The sequence below is a fragment of the Pseudomonas sp. ADAK18 genome (genome assembly GCF_012935695.1).
Taxonomy (GTDB): domain Bacteria; phylum Pseudomonadota; class Gammaproteobacteria; order Pseudomonadales; family Pseudomonadaceae; genus Aquipseudomonas.
In genome coordinates this window covers 5,553,333-5,569,227 of record NZ_CP052859.1, presented here as the reverse complement: position 1 = coordinate 5,569,227, position 15,895 = coordinate 5,553,333, and the positions used below count along the sequence as shown (strand labels likewise).

The following is a 15,895-nucleotide window of genomic DNA, read 5'->3' as shown; positions in this document are numbered from 1 at the left end:
AAAGGGCTATCAATTCGATAGCCTCCTACTTTTTCTCTGGATGGTCTACCCTCTCAGCAGACGTCTGAAACAAGGGGGGACTACTCATGCTCGCGCAACTTCCACCGGCCTTACAGAATCTTCAGCTTCCGCTGCGTCTGCGACTCTGGGACGGCCATGAATTCAACTTGGGCCCAGAGCCCAGCGTCACCATTGTGGTCAAGGATCCCATGATGGTCACGAAGCTGACTCATCCAACGCTCGATTCCTTGGGCGAAGCTTTTGTCGAGGGCAAATTGGATCTGGAAGGATCCATCGCCGAAGTGATCCGGGTATGTGATGAGTTGAGTCACGCCCTGATTGACGACGACGAGGGGAGTCGTCCGGTGCGCTCGATCCACGACAAGGCCACTGACGCAGCGGCTATTTCCTATCACTACGACCTGTCGAATGCGTTCTACCAGCTCTGGTTGGACCGCGACATGGCCTATTCCTGCGGGTATTTCGAGACCGGCAGCGAATCCCTCGATCAAGCCCAGCAAGATAAATTCCGCCATCTGTGCCGCAAATTGCGGCTGCAGCCGGGGGAGTATTTGCTGGACGTGGGTTGCGGTTGGGGAGGGCTGGCGCGTTATGCCGCGCGGGAGTTCGGGGTCAAGGTGTTTGGTATCACCCTGAGCAAGGAACAGTTGGAACTCGCCAGGGAGCGGGTGAAAGCCGAAGGCCTGGAAGATCAAGTTGAGCTGCAACTGCTGGATTACCGTGACCTGCCGCAAGACGGTCGTTTCGACAAGGTGGTCAGCGTGGGCATGTTCGAACACGTCGGCCATGCCAACCTGGCGCAATACTGCCAGACCTTGTTCGGCGCGGTGCGCGAGGGTGGCCTGGTGATGAACCATGGCATTACCGCCAAGCACACCGATGGCCGGCCAGTGGGCCGTGGCGCCGGGGATTTTATCGAGCGTTATGTGTTCCCCAACGGCGAGTTGCCGCACTTGTCGATGATGACTGCCGAGATCAGTGAGGTGGGGTTGGAAGTGGTCGACGTGGAAAGCCTGCGCCTGCACTACGCCCGCACCCTGGATCATTGGAGCGAGCGCCTGGAAGACAACCTGGAAGCGGCGGCGAAGATGGTGCCGGAGCAGGCGTTGCGGATCTGGCGGCTATACCTGGCGGGCTGTGCGTATGCGTTTGCCCGGGGCTGGATCAACCTGCATCAGATTCTGGCGGTGAAACCTCATGCCGATGGTAGCCATGAGCTGCCGTGGACGCGGGATGATCTGTACCGCTGAATGGGAACACTGAAGGGCTAATGTGGGAATGGGCTTGTGTGGGAGATTCTATGGTTGAGGGGCAACCCTCAACCAACCTTCGGTTGGTATTCGCTTTGTCCTTTCAGCAAGGCGAATACCACTCGAGCAAGCTTACGGGCCAGCATTACCAGTACCTGTGTGGTGCTATAACCCCGCGCCCGTTGCGCTTGATAAAACTCCTTCCATGCAGCCGTTCGACTCGCTGCCATTGCGGCGTTGTGCAACAGACGCCGAGCCTCTGAGTCGCCACGCTTGCTCAAGCTGCGACGATTATCTTTTGTCCTGACTTAGAAACGCGTAAATCCATGCCCAAGAAAGCGATAAACGCATCCGCATTTCTAAAATCACCTCGTTGGAAGGTAGTAACCAAGCGGGCTCCAGTCAAAAAGCCGATACCTTCAACTTTCAAACAACGCTTTAGCTGATCCGAGAGTCCAGCTTCTTTCAGGCGATCACCGATCATCTTTTCGATCAGGCCCTCTAGCTTTTGCATCGACTTCACTTGCTCAGCAAAAGAGGCCTTCAGCAACGGCTCATTCGCCCAGCTTTGAGTCAGACTGACACGTGCTTGAACCAGGGCCGCCCGGCGACGGAAAAGGCTCAAAAGCTGGCGATACAGAGGAGATGGCGGCGTCCAGGGGCGAAGCTCCTCGGCTTCGTTTTTCAGATAGCGTGCGAGCAACTTGGCATCCAGAGCATCGGTTTTAGCCCGGACATTCACACCTTTACGATAGTGGCTGAGTTCATAATCACCCACCATGTAGATCATGCAGTCGGCCTCATAGGCCAGATCAGCGAACTCCAAGTGATAGATGTTAGTAGCTTCAATCGCGACCGCCACGGCGCCCGGTAGGGCCTTCAGCCATTTTTTAATAGCGGTTTTGTTGTTCGGGATCACTTCCAGCAAATCGAGCTCGGCGTGGTAAATCACCAGCTCATTTTTAGCGACATCGACGCCAACGATCGGCTTTGAGACGGGAACTGGCATTGCCATGGGACTTACTCCGGGCTAAGGTTTTGAGCACTTGAAGGGCTCACCCAGAGGCGCAGGCTTGTTCCTATCGTCGGTCATAGCCAGATGCATTCTTTATCGGCGCTTGGGTGAAAGGAGGAGGGGCGAAATCTCCCACGGTCTGTACTGCGCCAACAGTCAGAATCGGGCTTTGTCCCTTCTCCTCCCTTCAAGTCCTAGCATACAAGCGGGCTTGCTCGCGAAGGCGGTGGATCAGTTGGTACATATCTGACTGACCCACCGCCTTCGCGAGCAAGCCCGCTCCCACATGTGTTTCGGGGTGAGCCTACAAAATCGGTGAAATAAGCCGCGCGACCCGCATGCCCAGTTGTTGTAGGCGGTGGGTCTCGCGGTTTTCTTCTTGGCTGATTTCATGGGCCAGGGCGAAGTCGTCCAGCAGCATTTTTTCCACTTCGCTGGCAAAGGCTTCATCCACCGTCAGCAACATCACTTCGAAGTTGAGCCGGAACGAGCGGTTGTCCAGGTTGGCACTGCCAATGGCGCTGATCTCGCTGTCCACCAACACCACTTTCTGGTGCAGGAAGCCCGGCGTGTAGCGGAACACCCGCACTCCGGCGCGCACCGCTTCAATGGCGTACAGGCTGGAGGCGGCGTAGACGATGCGGTGATCAGGTCGCGACGGCAGCAGCAAGCGCACATCCACCCCGCGTAATACCGCCAGCCTCAGCGCCGAAAATACCGCTTCATCGGGGATAAAGTACGGGCTGGTGATCCACACTCGCTCGGTGGCCGCATGAATCGCCTCGACGAAAAACAGCGAGCAGGTTTCATAGGGATCGGCCGGGCCGCTGGCCAGCAATTGGCAGAGCACGCCGTCATCCGGGTAGGTGTCCGGAAGGAGCAGCGGCGGCAGTTCCCGCGCCGCCCAGAACCAGTCTTCGGCAAACGATTCCTGCAGGCACGCCACCACCGGGCCGCTGACCTGCACGTGAGTATCACGCCAGGGCGCCAGGGGCGGACTCTTGCCCATGTATTCATCACCCACGTTGTGGCCGCCGACAAATCCGGTGATGCCATCGACCACGACGATCTTGCGGTGGTTACGGAAGTTGACCTGGAAGCGATTGAGCCAGCCACTGCGGGTGGCGAACGCCTTCACCTGAACCCCGGCGTCCCGCAGTGATTGCACATATCTGTGGGGCAGGGAATGGCTGCCAATGCGATCGTAGAGCACGTAAATGGCGACGCCTTCGGCGGCTTTTTCCTTGAGCAGGGTGTGCAGTTGGCGGCCGAGTTCATCGTCGTGAATGATGAAAAACTGAACCAATACTGCAGTTTTCGCCGAACGAATTGCTTCGAAAATCGCGCCGAAGGTGGCGTCGCCATTGATCAGCAAGCGCACCTGATTGTTCGCCAGGCAAGGCATGCGGCCCAATTTGGGCATGGCTCGCAAGGACGCATAGGCGCGGGAATTACGGGCGGCCAGCGCTTCCTCGACCCAAGGCCGCCAGTTCAGCTCGGTGATTGCCTTGTGCATTTCCTGGTTGGCCTGACGGCGCGCCTGAATATAGGCGTCGAAGGTACTTCGACCGAAGATCAGGTAGGGGATCAGCGTGAGGTAAGGGATGAACATCAAGGACAGGGCCCAGGCAATCGAGCCTTGGGCGGTCCTGACGGTCAGCACCGCGTGGATGGCGGCGAGGGTGCCCAAAAAGTGCAGCGTGGCAATGAAATAGCCGAGCAGGTGCGGGCCAAAAAAATCCATGGAGAACGTTACTCCTGACAATCCAATGCGTAACAGACCATGTTCGGCCATGAATGTCGCTATTTTATTTGCTGTGCAACACTGGCGGCTTTGCGGCGTCTAACGCCGACAATTGTCCAGGAGTTACCCGATGAAGGCTCGTCTGCTTGGTTTGGCCATGGTTATTGGTTTATCGCTGCCGGTGGCGGCACACGCGCAGATGTTGGCGCCGGGCTTGTGGGAATTGACCACCAGCAACATGAAAGTCGATAACCAGGCCCTGCCGGATCTCTCACTGATCCTCGGTCAACTGAAGCAACAGATGACCCCGGAACAGCGCGCGATGCTGGAAAAGCAAGGCATCACCATGGCCGGCAAAGGGGTTCAGGTCTGCCTGACACCCGCCCAGGTGGCGTCCGATTCAATCCCGCTGACCGACCCGCAATCAGGCTGTAAGCAGGAAGTGACCGACAAGACCGGCAACCAGTGGAAGTTCCGTTTCAGCTGCCCGAAAGCCCAGGGTACTGGCGTGGCGACATTCCAGAGCCAGAAGGAATTCACTACCACGGTTAACGGTACGTTCAATGCCACAGGCATTCAGCAAAACGGCAGCCTGGACACGAGTGCGCAGTGGCTGGGCAGCAATTGCGGCACCGTCAAACCTCGCGCTTAACGCTGGAAATGCAGAGGCAAGCCCTGGCAACTGTCGTGCACCCGCGCGTCGTGCCAGGCCAGGTGGCCGGAAACCAGGGTGCTGCTGACGCTGTGACGGAAGCTGCGTTCGGCGAAAGGTGTCCAACCGCAGCGGGCGAGGATCGGCTGGCTGCTGACAGGCTTGCCATGAGGCTCGGGTTTGATCAGCACCAGATCGGCCCAGTAGCCTTCTCGCAGGTAGCCACGGTCGGGGATTGCGAATAGGTCGGCGACGCGGTGGCTGGTTTTTGCCACCAGCGTGGTCAGCGGTAACAGGCCGTCGGCCACCAGTTCCAGCAGTGCCGGCAGGGCATGTTGCACCAACGGCAAGCCTGATGGCGCCTCGCGGTATGGCAGCTGTTTTTGCGCCCAGGTATGCGGCGCATGATCACTGCCAATCACATCCAGGCGATCACTCAACAAGGCCAGGCGCAGGGCATTGCGGTCGGCGCGAGTCTTGATCGCCGGGTTGCATTTGATCTGGTGGCCGAGGCGCGCGTAGTCGTGGTCATCGAACAGCAAATGGTGCAGGCAGACTTCGGCGGTGATGCGTTTTTCCGCCAGGGGTTTGTCTTCGAACAGCGCCAACTCCCGCGCGCTGGTGATGTGCAACACGTGCAGGCGAGTACCGTGGCGGCGGGCCAGTTCCACTGCGAGGGAAGAGGAGCGATAGCACGCTTCGGCGTCGCGAATCAGTGGGTGCGCGACGGCAGGAATGCTGTCGCCGAACCGATTCCTTAGGCGTTGCTCGTTGGCCAGGATGCTTGGCGTATGTTCGCAGTGCGCCAGGAGAATGGTCGGCACCTCGGCGAACAGACGTTCCAGAACCCGAGGATCATCCACCAGCATATTGCCGGTAGAAGCACCCATGAACACTTTGACCCCGGCCACTTCACGCGGATCGAGTGCGGCGACGGTGTCCAGGTTGTCGTTGCTCACACCAAAGTGAAAACCATAGTTGGCCACCGAATGCAGGGCGGCACGCCGCTTTTTATCGGCCAAGGCTTCCAGCGTCAGGGTTGCCGGCCGAGTGTTGGGCATGTCCATGAAACTGGTGATACCACCGGCGACGGCGGCTCGGGACTCGCTGTAGAAACTACCTTTGTCCGGCGTGCCGGGTTCGCGAAAATGCACCTGATCGTCGATCATCCCCGGCAGCAGCCATTGGCCTTGGGCGTCGATTTCCACGGGGGCGTTTTCGCCTTCGATGCTGCTGGCGATCTTTTCGATGCGGCCATTGGCGACGAGCAGGTCGGCGTCGAATTCCTGGCCTTCATTCACCAGGCGGGCGTTGCGGATCAGCAGGCGGCTCATGGTCAGAACTCGTTTTGCAGGGCTTTGTAACCACGCACCAGGTCGACGTTGGTGCGGGCCACGTCTTCGGAAAACTCCGAGGCGCTGACGCTTACCGGTGGGAACTGCGACAGGTCGGTGTTGGGGCCGATGCGGGTGGTGGAGGGCACGTAGAAGGCGGCGGGCAAGTCGCGTCCGTCGACCACCGAGTTGTGGCGCACCACGCAGCCATCGCCGACCGCGCAGTTGAACAGCACACTGTTGAAGCCGATAAACACCCGATCACCGACGGTGCAGGGGCCGTGGACGATGGAACGGTGGGCGATGGAGGTGAACTCGCCAATGGTGACGGCGGCGCCGGACTTGGAGTGAATCACCACGCCGTCCTGGATATTGGAGTTGGCGCCAATGGTGATCGGGTCCATGTCGCCGGTTGCGTCGACCTCGTCGGCGCGGATCACGGCGTAGGGGCCGACGAAGACGTTCTCGCCGATGATGACTTTGCCGCAGATGATGGCGGTCTTATCGACGTAGGCCGATTCGGCAATGACGGGCAGATCGCCGGAAGGGTTCTTGCGGATCATGCGGCAGGTTCCTTGAGAGGCGCGGTGAGGATGTGTACTTCGCCGCCAGCGATGGCGTTGTAGAAGCAGGAGGGTCGGCCGGTATGGCAGGCGGGGCCTTGCTGGTTGACGATCAGCAGCACCGCATCGCCATCGCAGTCCAGGCGCGCCTCCACCAGTTGCTGGCGGTGACCGGAGGTTTCACCCTTGCGCCACAGTTGCTGGCGCGAGCGCGACCAGTAGCAGACTTGCCCGGTGGCCAGGGTTTCATTGAGGGCCTGACGGTTCATCCAGGCCAACATCAATACTTCGCCGCTGCCGCGTTGCTGGGCGATGGCGGCAATCAGGCCATCGCTGTTCCACGGCAAGGCATCTAGCACCGAGTCGAGCGGAAAGCGGCTGCCCAAGGCAGCCTCTTCCAGATCGAGCATGCTCAGGGTCATGGCTTGCTCAGGGCGGTGTACAAGGTGTTTAGGTTGTATTCGAACAATCCGGTAAAGGTGCTGGCCGGACCTTCTGCCGCCAAGGCATCGGAGTACAGCGTGCCGCCGATGTGAGCGCCACTTTCGTCGGCAATCTGCTTGAGCAGGCGCGAGTCCTTGATGTTTTCCATGAACACGGCTTTGACGTGATCGTTGCGGATCTGAGTGATCAGCGCGGCGACTTCGGCAGCCGACGGCTCACGTTCGGTGGACAAGCCTTGAGGTGCCATGAAGTCGATGCCGTAGGCCTGGCCCAGGTAACCGAAGGCGTCATGGGAGGTGACGATGCGACGGTTACCCGGTGGCAGCGAACCCAACTTGGTCTTGGCTTCGGCCAGCAGTCGGTAGATCTCTTTCAGGTACACCTGGCTGTTGTGCTGGTAGTCGGTCTTGTTGGCCGGGTCGGCCGCGATCAGCGCCTTGGTGATGTTGCTCACATAAATTTCGGCGTTGGCCAGGTTGTGCCAGGCGTGAGGGTCGGGAATGGTGTCGCCATCTTCCTCCATGGTGCGAGCGATCACGCCTTTGCTGGCGGCGACCACGGTGGCCTTGGTCTCGGTGCTGGTGACCAGACGATCCAGCCACGGTTCGAAACCAAGGCCGTTCTTGATGATCAGTCGGGCCTTGAGCAAGGCCTTGGCGTCGTCGGGTGTTGGTTCGTAGGTATGGGCGTCGGCGTCGGGGCCGACCATGTTACTGATCTGAATATGATCGCCACCGATCTGGTGGGTTATGTCGTTGAGGATGCTGAAGCTGGTAACCACCTGAAGCTTGTCGGCCGCCTGGGCAGTCGCGAACGACAGCGGCAGCAATACACTGAACAGCACGAGTAGAGCGCGCATCGGGAAACACCTCATTGGGATGTAAGCAAAGGCGGGCGGCGCAGCAAGCCGTGCACCGGACCGAAGACCACGGACAGCAGGTACAAGCCGCCAGCCACCAACACAATCGCCGGGCCGCTGGGCAGCGAGTAGTAGAACGACAGCAACAAACCAAGCCACACCGACAGGCATCCCAGCGCGGCCGATACCGCGATCAATACCGGTAGGCGCCGGCTCCAGAAGCGTGAAGCAATGGCTGGCAACATCATCAAACCGACCACCATCAAGGCGCCGATGGCCTGGAAGCCGATCACCAGGTTCAGCACCACCAGGGTCAGGAACACGCCATGGGCCAGTGGGCCGAGACGGCTGACGGTTTGCAGGAACAGTGGGTCGAGGGTGTCCAACAAGAGTGGTTTGTAGATCAGCGCCATGGCGATCAGGCTGAAACCAGAAACCCAGAGCATGCCGGTGAGGGTCGGGCCATCTACCGCCAGGGCCGAGCCGAACAGCAGGTGCAGCAGGTCCAGACGTTTACCGGCGATGCCGAGGATCAGCACGCCGCTGGCCAGAGAAATCGGGTAGATGGCGGCGAGGCTGGCGTCTTCCTTCAGTCCTGTTCGACGGGTTATCCACGCCGCGAGGCCGGCCATGCTCAGGCCGGCACCGAGGCCACCGATGGTCAGTGCGGGCAGACTCAGGCCGGCAAACCAGAAGCCCAGCGCGGCGCCGGGCAGGATGCCGTGGGCCACGGCGTCACCGATCAGGCTCATGCGGCGCAGGATCAGAAACACACCGAGTGGCGCCGTGCTGCAGGCCAGGACCAGGCCGCCAAGCAAGGCACGGCGCATGAACACAAAGTCGTGGAAGGGTAGCCACAGGTGGGCAGTGAAGTGCATCACGCCACCTGCGTTTGCGGTTGCTGGAGGATCAGTTCTTTACTGGGCGCCAGCACGCAGCCGCTGCTTTTGATCAGCAGTGCCTGAGGAATATGTTGGCGCACGGCAGCCAGGTCATGGCACACCACGACCAACGTGCGGCCCTCGGCATGCCAGGCGTGGATGTGTTTCCACAGCAGGATTTGGCCTTGTTCGTCGAGGGCGGCGTGGGGTTCGTCGAGCAGCAGCACTGGCGCCTCGGCCAGGCTCATGCGGGCGAGCAGGGCACGTTGCAGTTCGCCGCCGGAAAGGGCCATCAACGGTCGGTGCTCCAAGCCACTCAGGCACCAGTCTTCCAACACGGCTTGCAGGCGCTGGCTGCGTTGTTGCGGTGTGTGTTTGCTGCCCCAGAAGCCTGCGGCCACGAGTTCTTGCAGGTTGATGGGGAACTGGCGGTCCAGGTGTTGTTGCTGGGGCAGGAACGACAGGCTGCCGCGTCGTGGAACATTCAGGATGACTTTTCCGGCGAGAGGCTTTTGCAAGCCGGCGATGACTTTCAACAGGCTGCTTTTGCCAGAGCCGTTGGCGCCGATCACGCCGGTGAGGCTGCCTTGGGCCAGTTCGAAATCCACGGCAGGCGTCAGCGGTTGACCGGGAGCGCCCCAGCGCAGTGCTTTGCAGGTGATCATTTGGAGGGTCTCGTCCAGCGGCTTTCAGCCACGGCATCGTGCGCGTGCAGGCTTTCGGCGTGGATCACTTTCAGGTGGAAGGCTTTGACTGCATCCGAGCGTTTCAAGGCGAGGTTAAGGCGTCTGGCGGCGTCTTCGCAGAACATCAGGTTCTGGCCGTTGGCCAAGGCGAAGGCTTGTTCATCCGCGCGTTTCACGGCGGTTTGCACGGCGGTGCCGAGGGCTGCTTCGGCATTGTTGATCAGTTCTGTCAGTGGCAGCGTCTGTTGGTTGTCTTGCAAATGGATCTGTAGCTGCGCACTGCTGCGCTGGCTGTGGGGCGTGGCGACGATGCCGTTTGCGCTGCCGAGCCAGGTCAGGACGTGTTCATGTTGCAACGAGGTGTTGGCGAAGTCCTCGATAAATTGCTGCTGAATCAACTGCCTGGCCAGGGCGGCAGAGCAGGGGCAAGTTGAGGAGTAGGTAACGTCAATTTTTAGTTCCACGTGGAACATCTGGTTTTCAAGGCGTGCTTCGATGCTCACCGGATAGGACTTCCAGCCGGCCAATGGACTGACCAGGGCTGGTCGTTTGAGCAGCAAGTCCGCATGAATTCGCAGGTAGGCGTTGTGGGATAACCCTTCATGGCTGTCGAGGAAGCGCTGTAGCACTTGGCGCAACAGGGCAGGTGTCAGGCTTTCTTGCTCTAGCATTTCCAGCGCCAGGTACAGCCGCGACATATGAATGCCGCGTGCCTCGCCGTCGTCCAGGCTGACACCTGCATCGGCCTTGGCGCTCAGGTGCTGGCTGTCAATCAGGATGGGAAGTGCAATGCCGCACATGCCTACCCATTCGAGCGGCAAGGCTTGCCGTGAAGCCTGCGCGGCGATATCCGGCAGAGTCAGCGCATTCATGAGCAGGTCCATCGTTGGAAATAAAAAGACATGTTATATTATAACTATTACGTCGACGATGGTTTTTCTGCCCTTGTTTTTATTCAGTCATGTCGAGTACGGACGCTCCCCCATTCGCGGTATATGTCATGCACAGACGTCAACTCCTCAACCTGCTGCTGGCCAGCGCAGTATTCACGTTGCCCTTCGGCGTTTCGGCCACGCAGATTCGCAATGCCCGCCTATGGCGTTCGGATGACAAGTTGCGGTTGGTGTTCGATCTCAGCGGGCCGGTGCAGTACAAGACCTTTTCCCTGACCGCGCCGGAGCGGTTGATCATTGATCTCTCCGGCTCGAAGCTGAGTGGTGATTTCAGCCAACTGGCGTTGGCCAATAGCGGCATTACCTCGATTCGCTCCGGGCATTTCGGCCAGGGTGATACGCGCATCGTCCTGGATCTCGCCGCGCCGATGCAGCTCAACAGCTTTCTGTTGCCGCCACAGGACGGCCAGGGTCATCGCCTGGTACTGGATTTGACCAGCGCCACGAAGGCGCCTCTGCAGATCGCCGCCGCTGCGGCGCCATTGGCTGGGCCGATAGACAAGGCTCACCCCAAGCGCGACATCATCGTGGTGGTCGACCCCGGCCACGGTGGCAAGGATCCAGGCGCCATTGGCTCCAAGGGCGAGCGGGAAAAAGATGTGGTGTTGTCGATCGCCCAATTGCTGGCCAAACGCTTGAAACGCGAGAAGGGCTTTGACGTGAAACTGGTGCGCAACGACGACTTCTTTGTGCCGCTGCGCAAGCGGGTAGAGATTGCTCGCAAGCACAAGGCCGACATGTTTATCTCCGTGCATGCAGATGCAGCGCCACGGCTAACGGCTTCTGGTGCGTCGGTTTACGCCTTGTCTGAGGGCGGCGCGACGTCCGCCACCGCACGCTTCATGGCACAACGGGAAAACGGTGCCGACCTGTTGGGCGCGACCAGCTTGCTCAACCTCAAGGACAAGGACCCGATGTTGGCCGGAGTGATTCTCGACATGTCGATGAACGCGACCATCGCCGCCAGCCTGCAACTGGGTGGCACGGTGCTGGGCAGTTTGGCGGGGATCACCACGCTGCATCAAAAACGTGTGGAACAGGCAGGATTCGCGGTGCTCAAGTCACCGGACGTGCCGTCGATCCTCGTGGAAACGGGCTTCATTTCCAACGCCCGTGACAGTCAGCGGCTGGTCACGGCGCGCTATCAGCAGGCGGTGGCAGACGGTTTGTTTGAAGGTTTGCAGCGTTACTTCCAGAAGAATCCGCCGGTGAACAGCTATATGGCTTGGGCCCAGGAGCAGAAGAAAGGTCAGGTTTAGCAGCCGGTAATTCGGCTACACGTAAATTTGGCGCTGGCCCCTCCGGAACTGGAAAACCGGTTGATGGTGGTCCAGCCCACCCGCCGCGTGTAGCCGACCCACGCCTCACCATCGGACGCCAACCCGGTAAAGAACGTCAGTTGCCCATAGCGGCTGTTGGTCTGGGCCCAATAGCGTTTGCCGATCACCTCGAAACCCCGCAAATACGTGGTGCTGCCGGCAGTGGCGACGCTATAGGCGTTGCCTTCGGCATCCACACACGACAGCAGGTTGGCGCTGCGAGTGCAGCTGGCTAGCAGGCTTGGCGCCTGGGCGCTGGCGTGTGTCGCAGCGACCAGCAACAGGCCGCACAGCAGGTATTTCATAGGCTTTCTCGGGGAATTGATGGGCTCAAGCATTGCGCCCTTCGTCGCGGCGAGCAAGCGAGGATTGGCTTATTTGCATTGTTATACTATAACATTAAAGAAAGCCTGATCCGTGAACCCCGCCCATGACTGAACAAGACCTTCTCGCCCAATCACCCAACGATTACATGAATGAAGCCCAGCAAGGTTTCTTCCGCGGACTGTTGCTGGCCCAGCGCGATGAGCTGCAAGCACGTATCGATGCCGAATTCATGGTGCTGCGCGAGCAAGAACCCAACAGCGACCCTGCTGATGTCGGCAGCGCCGAAGAACAGCGCCAGTGGCAATTGCGCCTGCTGGAGCGCGAGAAAAAGCTCCTGGACAAGATCGATGACGCCCTGGAGCACCTGGCCCGCGGTGAGTACGGCTGGTGCCGTGAAACCGGCGAGGCGATTGGCCTACAGCGCCTGTTGCTACGGCCTACGGCCACCCTGTGTATCGAAGCCAAAGAACGTGAAGAGCTGCGCGAACGCCATCAACGGGCGATTTGACCGGCCAACCTTGATGAGGACTACCTGATGCCCAATCGTCTCCCCGTTACTGTGCTGTCCGGTTTTCTCGGCGCCGGTAAAAGCACGCTGCTCAACTATGTTCTGCGCAACCGCGAAAACCTGCGGGTGGCGGTGATCGTTAATGACATGAGCGAAATCAATATTGATGGCAGCGAGGTCCAGCGCGACGTCACCCTCAACCGTTCCGAAGAAAAACTGGTGGAGATGAGCAATGGTTGCATCTGCTGCACCTTGCGCGAAGACCTGCTCGAAGAAGTCGGAAAACTCGCCAAGGAAGGTCGGTTCGATTACCTGCTGATTGAGTCCACCGGTATTTCCGAGCCGCTGCCGGTGGCTGAAACCTTCACCTTTCGCGATGAAAACGACCAAAGCCTGGCGGACATCGCGCGCCTCGACACCATGGTCACGGTGGTTGATGGTATGAACTTCCTGCTCGACTATCAGGCTGCGGAAAGCCTGGCGTCGCGCGGCGAAACCCTCGGTGAAGAGGATGAACGCTCCATCACCGACCTATTGATCGAGCAGATTGAATTCGCCGACGTGATACTGATCAGCAAGATCGACCTGATCAGCAGTGATGAGCGTCAGGAGTTGATGGCGATTCTCGAACGCCTCAATTCCCAGGCGGAAATCATCCCGATGGTCATGGGTGAAGTGCCGCTGGCCAAGATCCTCAACACTGGCCGTTTCGACTTCGAGCGCGCAGCCCAGGCACCGGGCTGGCTGCAGGAGTTACGTGGCGAGCATGTGCCGGAAACCGAAGAGTACGGCATCGCTTCTACCGCTTATCGCGCACGCCGCCCGTTCCATCCCCAGCGCTTCTTCGACTTCATCGATCGGCCATGGGTCAACGGCAAGTTGCTGCGCTCCAAAGGGTTTTTCTGGCTGGCCAGCAAGCACCAGGACGCTGGCAGTTGGTCCCAGGCCGGCGGCCTGATGCGTCATGGTTTTGCCGGACGCTGGTGGCGTTTTGTACCGAAGAGCCAGTGGCCGCAGGACGAGGAAAGTGTCGCAGCCATCATGGGTAACTGGCAGCCGAGCACCGGCGACTGTCGCCAGGAACTGGTGTTTATCGGGCAGAACATCGACTTCGCCAAGCTCACTGCCGAGCTGGACGATTGCCTGCTGACTGACGACGAAATGGCCATGGGCGTTGAAGGTTGGCGCTTGCTGGCAGACCCCTTTGGCCCCTGGTTTGAGGAGGCTGCGGCCTGATGCTGGCACCGACCCTGAAACTGCGTCCGGTGATCCGCCAGACCGCCGGCGAAACCCCGGTGGTACTCGCTGATATCCTGGAAGACGGCGTGAACCTGGCTTTGTGGCAGCGCCAGTTGCCCCTGCACATTGCTGAGTTTGGTGAGCTGCTGATTTCGTTGAACGAGCCTTTGGCTGAGTCGCTGGTCATTGAGTTGAGCGGCGAGGATGCGGAGCCGAACTTACAGGGATTGGCCTCCAGTTGCAGCGATCTTGAAGGCTATGAAGGCTTTATCGCCGATGTGTCGTGGTTGGTCAGTGCTTTCGCTTGCTTGCTCGGCGCCAAGCGCATTGGCGTGCGTCTGCGCCTATTGGATAAGGCCATGTGCCCACGTTTCCATGTGGATCATGTGCCGGTACGGTTGATCACCACCTATGCCGGTATCGGCAGCCAATGGTTGCGGGAAGGTGTGATGGAGCGTCGACACCTGAGCCAGGCCAACGCAGAGCCCGAAAGCGGTTTCGAGCAAATCCACTGCGGTGAAGTGGCGCTGCTCAAGGGCGAAAAATGGCACGGCAATGAAGGTTTCGGCTTGATCCACCGGTCGCCGCAACTGAACGCCAACGAACGGCGGTTGATTCTGACGCTGGATTGGTTGGCATAACCGGGTAGGATCAAATCTCTCTACACGGTCTGAATGATGCCCTCCATGCTGCAGAACATTCCCACCCATGTGATTGCGGGCCCATTGGGCGCCGGCAAGACCAGCCTGATCAAGCACCTGCTGGCCCAGCGCCCGGCCAACGAGCGGTGGGCGGTGTTGATCAACGAGTTCGGGCAGATTGGCCTGGACGCCGCACTGCTGACGCATGATGACGATGGCGTCGCCTTGGGCGAAGTGGCGGGTGGCTGCCTGTGCTGTGTCAACGGTGCGCCGTTCCAGGTAGGACTGGGCCGTTTGTTGCGTAAGGCCAAGCCAGACCGGCTGTTTATCGAACCCTCCGGACTGGGCCATCCGGCTCAGTTGCTCAAGCAATTGCGTGAAGCACCCTGGCAAGAGGTCCTGGCTGTTCAACCTTGTGTGCTGGTACTGGACGCCCAGGCGCTGGCGGCTGGTAAGCCACTGCCGGATGCGCAAGGGGAAGCGCTGGCCAGTGCTGGATTGCTGGTGTTGAACAAGGATGAGTCTCTGGACGCAGTGCAACGCTTGGCAATTGAAGGGCGACTGCCTGCCTGCCCGGTCTACTGGACGCGCCAGGCACAACTGCCCTTGGCGCAGTTACCAGGTGTGGCCGCTCAGGCGGGCGGGGTTGTGGATAAGTTTGAGGTGCCCAAAGGCTTGGCGCAGATACCGGCGATCTGGAGTGATCTGGCGTTGCCGATTTGTTTGAGCCAGGCGCAGGACGGTGGCTGGAGTATTGGCTGGCGCTGGCACCCGAGTCAGCAATTTGACCCGCAACGCCTGCAACACTGGCTGCAATCCCTGAGCTGGCGGCGGGCCAAGCTGGTTATCCACAGCCCGCAAGGTTGGCGCTCGGCTAACGCTGTGGATAACACCACCTTCACTTGGCAGCCCAGTGAGTGGCGTCGGGATTCACGCATCGAACTGATCTTCAGTGATGCTCAGGACGTTGCCGAACTGCAGCGAGCTTTGGCTGATTGTCGTCAGTGACGACTTTTGCCGTGCTCCTGGCGCCATTGGCTTAGCTCAATCACCTCGGCACTGGGTAATGGCGTCTTGATCTCGAACGGGTAGGGTGCCAGTTCGATTTGCGCACTGTGGGCGCCAAACTGCGTGATAGTCCCTGGGTGGCGCGCTTCGCCGGTCACGGTAAACTCGAAGTTATAAATCCGTGCCAGCCGCTTGCGACCGCTGGCATCCTTCACAAAACCGATGCGTTTGAGCGCCACGGCACCGTCCAGCAGCTCGATGTCGAGCTTGGCGCAATGCTGCTTGACCCGTTCCAGCGCCCGCTCCCGCAGGCCGTGGTTGTGCCACAGCCAGGCGGCGCCGGTCGCCAGTAGCATCAGCACCAAGATATTTCCCAGGGTCAGCATTCGATGAACTCCAACAAAGTACGGCCAGCTTAACTGTGTCTTCGGTCTGTCGTACAGGCTGCGTT

Annotated in this window: 17 protein-coding genes and 1 pseudogene; 7 read left to right on the top strand and 11 right to left on the bottom strand. The window is 59.6% G+C overall.

What is annotated here, in order from left to right; genetic code table 11:
- Nucleotides 1-86: 86 nt before the first annotated feature.
- Nucleotides 87-1,271: a C17 cyclopropane fatty acid synthase CfaB gene (gene cfaB / locus HKK55_RS25315; RefSeq protein WP_169357116.1), complete on the top strand. Its 1,185-nt coding sequence runs from the start codon at nt 87-89 to the stop codon at nt 1,269-1,271.
- Nucleotides 1,272-1,339: 68 nt separating this feature from the next.
- Here cfaB and HKK55_RS25310 read toward each other — a convergent pair.
- Both HKK55_RS25310 and cls read right to left on the bottom strand, forming a co-directional pair.
- Nucleotides 1,340-2,286 (bottom strand): annotated as a pseudogene (locus tag HKK55_RS25310) (IS110 family transposase).
- 304 nt (nt 2,287-2,590) lie between these two features.
- Complete coding sequence (gene cls, locus HKK55_RS25305; protein ID WP_169357114.1) at nt 2,591-4,030, bottom strand: cardiolipin synthase; 1,440 nt, start codon at nt 4,028-4,030, stop codon at nt 2,591-2,593.
- Between the two features lie 130 nt (nt 4,031-4,160).
- Here cls and HKK55_RS25300 point away from each other — a divergent pair, with 130 nt between their 5' ends.
- Nucleotides 4,161-4,682: a DUF3617 domain-containing protein gene (locus tag HKK55_RS25300; RefSeq protein ID WP_169357112.1), complete on the top strand. Its 522-nt coding sequence runs from the start codon at nt 4,161-4,163 to the stop codon at nt 4,680-4,682.
- Here the strand turns inward: HKK55_RS25300 and HKK55_RS25295 are convergent.
- The 7 genes from HKK55_RS25295 to folE2 are packed head-to-tail and all read right to left on the bottom strand — an operon-like array spanning nt 4,679 to nt 10,321.
- Complete coding sequence (locus tag HKK55_RS25295) at nt 4,679-6,016, bottom strand: dihydroorotase (protein ID WP_169357110.1); 1,338 nt, start codon at nt 6,014-6,016, stop codon at nt 4,679-4,681. The genes HKK55_RS25300 and HKK55_RS25295 overlap by 4 nt on opposite strands.
- Nucleotides 6,017-6,018: 2 nt before the next feature.
- Nucleotides 6,019-6,579, bottom strand: a complete 561-nt coding sequence (locus HKK55_RS25290) for a DapH/DapD/GlmU-related protein (protein WP_017135756.1) — start codon at nt 6,577-6,579, stop codon at nt 6,019-6,021.
- Entirely contained in the window at nt 6,576-7,001 is a 426-nt protein-coding gene (gene hisI / locus HKK55_RS25285) for a phosphoribosyl-AMP cyclohydrolase (RefSeq protein WP_169357108.1), read from the bottom strand. Before hisI ends, HKK55_RS25290 begins: the two co-directional genes overlap by 4 nt.
- Entirely contained in the window at nt 6,998-7,882 is an 885-nt protein-coding gene (locus HKK55_RS25280; protein ID WP_169357107.1) for a metal ABC transporter substrate-binding protein, read from the bottom strand. The genes hisI and HKK55_RS25280 overlap by 4 nt, the downstream gene beginning before the upstream one ends.
- Before the next feature lie 11 nt (nt 7,883-7,893).
- Nucleotides 7,894-8,760 (bottom strand): metal ABC transporter permease, encoded by an 867-nt coding sequence (locus HKK55_RS25275; protein WP_169357105.1) that lies wholly within the window; start codon nt 8,758-8,760, stop codon nt 7,894-7,896.
- On the bottom strand, nt 8,760-9,428 hold the full coding sequence (locus HKK55_RS25270; protein ID WP_169357104.1) for a metal ABC transporter ATP-binding protein: 669 nt from the start codon (nt 9,426-9,428) through the stop codon (nt 8,760-8,762). The genes HKK55_RS25275 and HKK55_RS25270 overlap by 1 nt, the downstream gene beginning before the upstream one ends.
- The gene (gene folE2 / locus HKK55_RS25265; RefSeq protein WP_169357102.1) at nt 9,425-10,321 is read right to left on the bottom strand and encodes a GTP cyclohydrolase FolE2; all 897 of its coding nucleotides are present in this window, start codon (nt 10,319-10,321) and stop codon (nt 9,425-9,427) included. The genes HKK55_RS25270 and folE2 overlap by 4 nt, the downstream gene beginning before the upstream one ends.
- Nucleotides 10,322-10,449: 128 nt before the next feature.
- Here folE2 and HKK55_RS25260 point away from each other — a divergent pair, with 128 nt between their 5' ends.
- Nucleotides 10,450-11,661, top strand: coding sequence for an N-acetylmuramoyl-L-alanine amidase (locus HKK55_RS25260; protein ID WP_169357101.1), 1,212 nt, complete (start codon nt 10,450-10,452; stop codon nt 11,659-11,661).
- Here HKK55_RS25260 and HKK55_RS25255 read toward each other — a convergent pair.
- Entirely contained in the window at nt 11,658-12,026 is a 369-nt protein-coding gene (locus HKK55_RS25255; protein WP_169357099.1) for a glutamine synthetase, read from the bottom strand. The two genes, HKK55_RS25260 and HKK55_RS25255, sit on opposite strands and share 4 nt — an antisense overlap.
- Nucleotides 12,027-12,151: 125 nt before the next feature.
- On the opposite strand from HKK55_RS25255, the gene dksA reads away from it, so the two are divergent.
- From dksA to HKK55_RS25235, 4 genes are read left to right on the top strand one after another with little or no spacing between them, the layout of a single operon-like run.
- Nucleotides 12,152-12,556 (top strand): RNA polymerase-binding protein DksA, encoded by a 405-nt coding sequence (gene dksA / locus HKK55_RS25250; protein ID WP_169357097.1) that lies wholly within the window; start codon nt 12,152-12,154, stop codon nt 12,554-12,556.
- Between the two features lie 27 nt (nt 12,557-12,583).
- Nucleotides 12,584-13,792: a zinc metallochaperone GTPase ZigA gene (zigA, locus tag HKK55_RS25245; RefSeq protein ID WP_169357095.1), complete on the top strand. Its 1,209-nt coding sequence runs from the start codon at nt 12,584-12,586 to the stop codon at nt 13,790-13,792.
- Complete coding sequence (locus HKK55_RS25240; protein ID WP_169357093.1) at nt 13,792-14,436, top strand: DUF1826 domain-containing protein; 645 nt, start codon at nt 13,792-13,794, stop codon at nt 14,434-14,436. The genes zigA and HKK55_RS25240 overlap by 1 nt, the downstream gene beginning before the upstream one ends.
- A 45-nt stretch (nt 14,437-14,481) precedes the next feature.
- Nucleotides 14,482-15,444: a GTP-binding protein gene (locus HKK55_RS25235; protein WP_169357091.1), complete on the top strand. Its 963-nt coding sequence runs from the start codon at nt 14,482-14,484 to the stop codon at nt 15,442-15,444.
- On the opposite strand, the gene HKK55_RS25230 is transcribed toward HKK55_RS25235, so the two are convergent.
- Complete coding sequence (locus HKK55_RS25230; protein WP_169357090.1) at nt 15,438-15,830, bottom strand: DUF3301 domain-containing protein; 393 nt, start codon at nt 15,828-15,830, stop codon at nt 15,438-15,440. The genes HKK55_RS25235 and HKK55_RS25230 overlap by 7 nt on opposite strands.
- Between the last annotated feature and the right edge of the window lie 65 nt (nt 15,831-15,895).

Coding starts and splice junctions, on each gene's coding strand:
- folE2 (WP_169357102.1), bottom strand. CDS start 10,321: ATGAATGCGCTGACTCTGCCGGATATCGCCGCGCAGGCTTCACGGCAA.
- cls (WP_169357114.1), bottom strand. CDS start 4,030: ATGGATTTTTTTGGCCCGCACCTGCTCGGCTATTTCATTGCCACGCTG.
- HKK55_RS25295 (WP_169357110.1), bottom strand. CDS start 6,016: ATGAGCCGCCTGCTGATCCGCAACGCCCGCCTGGTGAATGAAGGCCAG.
- HKK55_RS25270 (WP_169357104.1), bottom strand. CDS start 9,428: ATGATCACCTGCAAAGCACTGCGCTGGGGCGCTCCCGGTCAACCGCTG.
- HKK55_RS25260 (WP_169357101.1), top strand. CDS start 10,450: ATGCACAGACGTCAACTCCTCAACCTGCTGCTGGCCAGCGCAGTATTC.
- HKK55_RS25255 (WP_169357099.1), bottom strand. CDS start 12,026: ATGAAATACCTGCTGTGCGGCCTGTTGCTGGTCGCTGCGACACACGCC.
- HKK55_RS25230 (WP_169357090.1), bottom strand. CDS start 15,830: ATGCTGACCCTGGGAAATATCTTGGTGCTGATGCTACTGGCGACCGGC.
- HKK55_RS25240 (WP_169357093.1), top strand. CDS start 13,792: ATGCTGGCACCGACCCTGAAACTGCGTCCGGTGATCCGCCAGACCGCC.
- dksA (WP_169357097.1), top strand. CDS start 12,152: ATGACTGAACAAGACCTTCTCGCCCAATCACCCAACGATTACATGAAT.
- zigA (WP_169357095.1), top strand. CDS start 12,584: ATGCCCAATCGTCTCCCCGTTACTGTGCTGTCCGGTTTTCTCGGCGCC.
- HKK55_RS25290 (WP_017135756.1), bottom strand. CDS start 6,579: ATGATCCGCAAGAACCCTTCCGGCGATCTGCCCGTCATTGCCGAATCG.
- HKK55_RS25275 (WP_169357105.1), bottom strand. CDS start 8,760: ATGCACTTCACTGCCCACCTGTGGCTACCCTTCCACGACTTTGTGTTC.
- hisI (WP_169357108.1), bottom strand. CDS start 7,001: ATGACCCTGAGCATGCTCGATCTGGAAGAGGCTGCCTTGGGCAGCCGC.
- HKK55_RS25280 (WP_169357107.1), bottom strand. CDS start 7,882: ATGCGCGCTCTACTCGTGCTGTTCAGTGTATTGCTGCCGCTGTCGTTC.
- HKK55_RS25300 (WP_169357112.1), top strand. CDS start 4,161: ATGAAGGCTCGTCTGCTTGGTTTGGCCATGGTTATTGGTTTATCGCTG.
- HKK55_RS25235 (WP_169357091.1), top strand. CDS start 14,482: ATGCTGCAGAACATTCCCACCCATGTGATTGCGGGCCCATTGGGCGCC.
- cfaB (WP_169357116.1), top strand. CDS start 87: ATGCTCGCGCAACTTCCACCGGCCTTACAGAATCTTCAGCTTCCGCTG.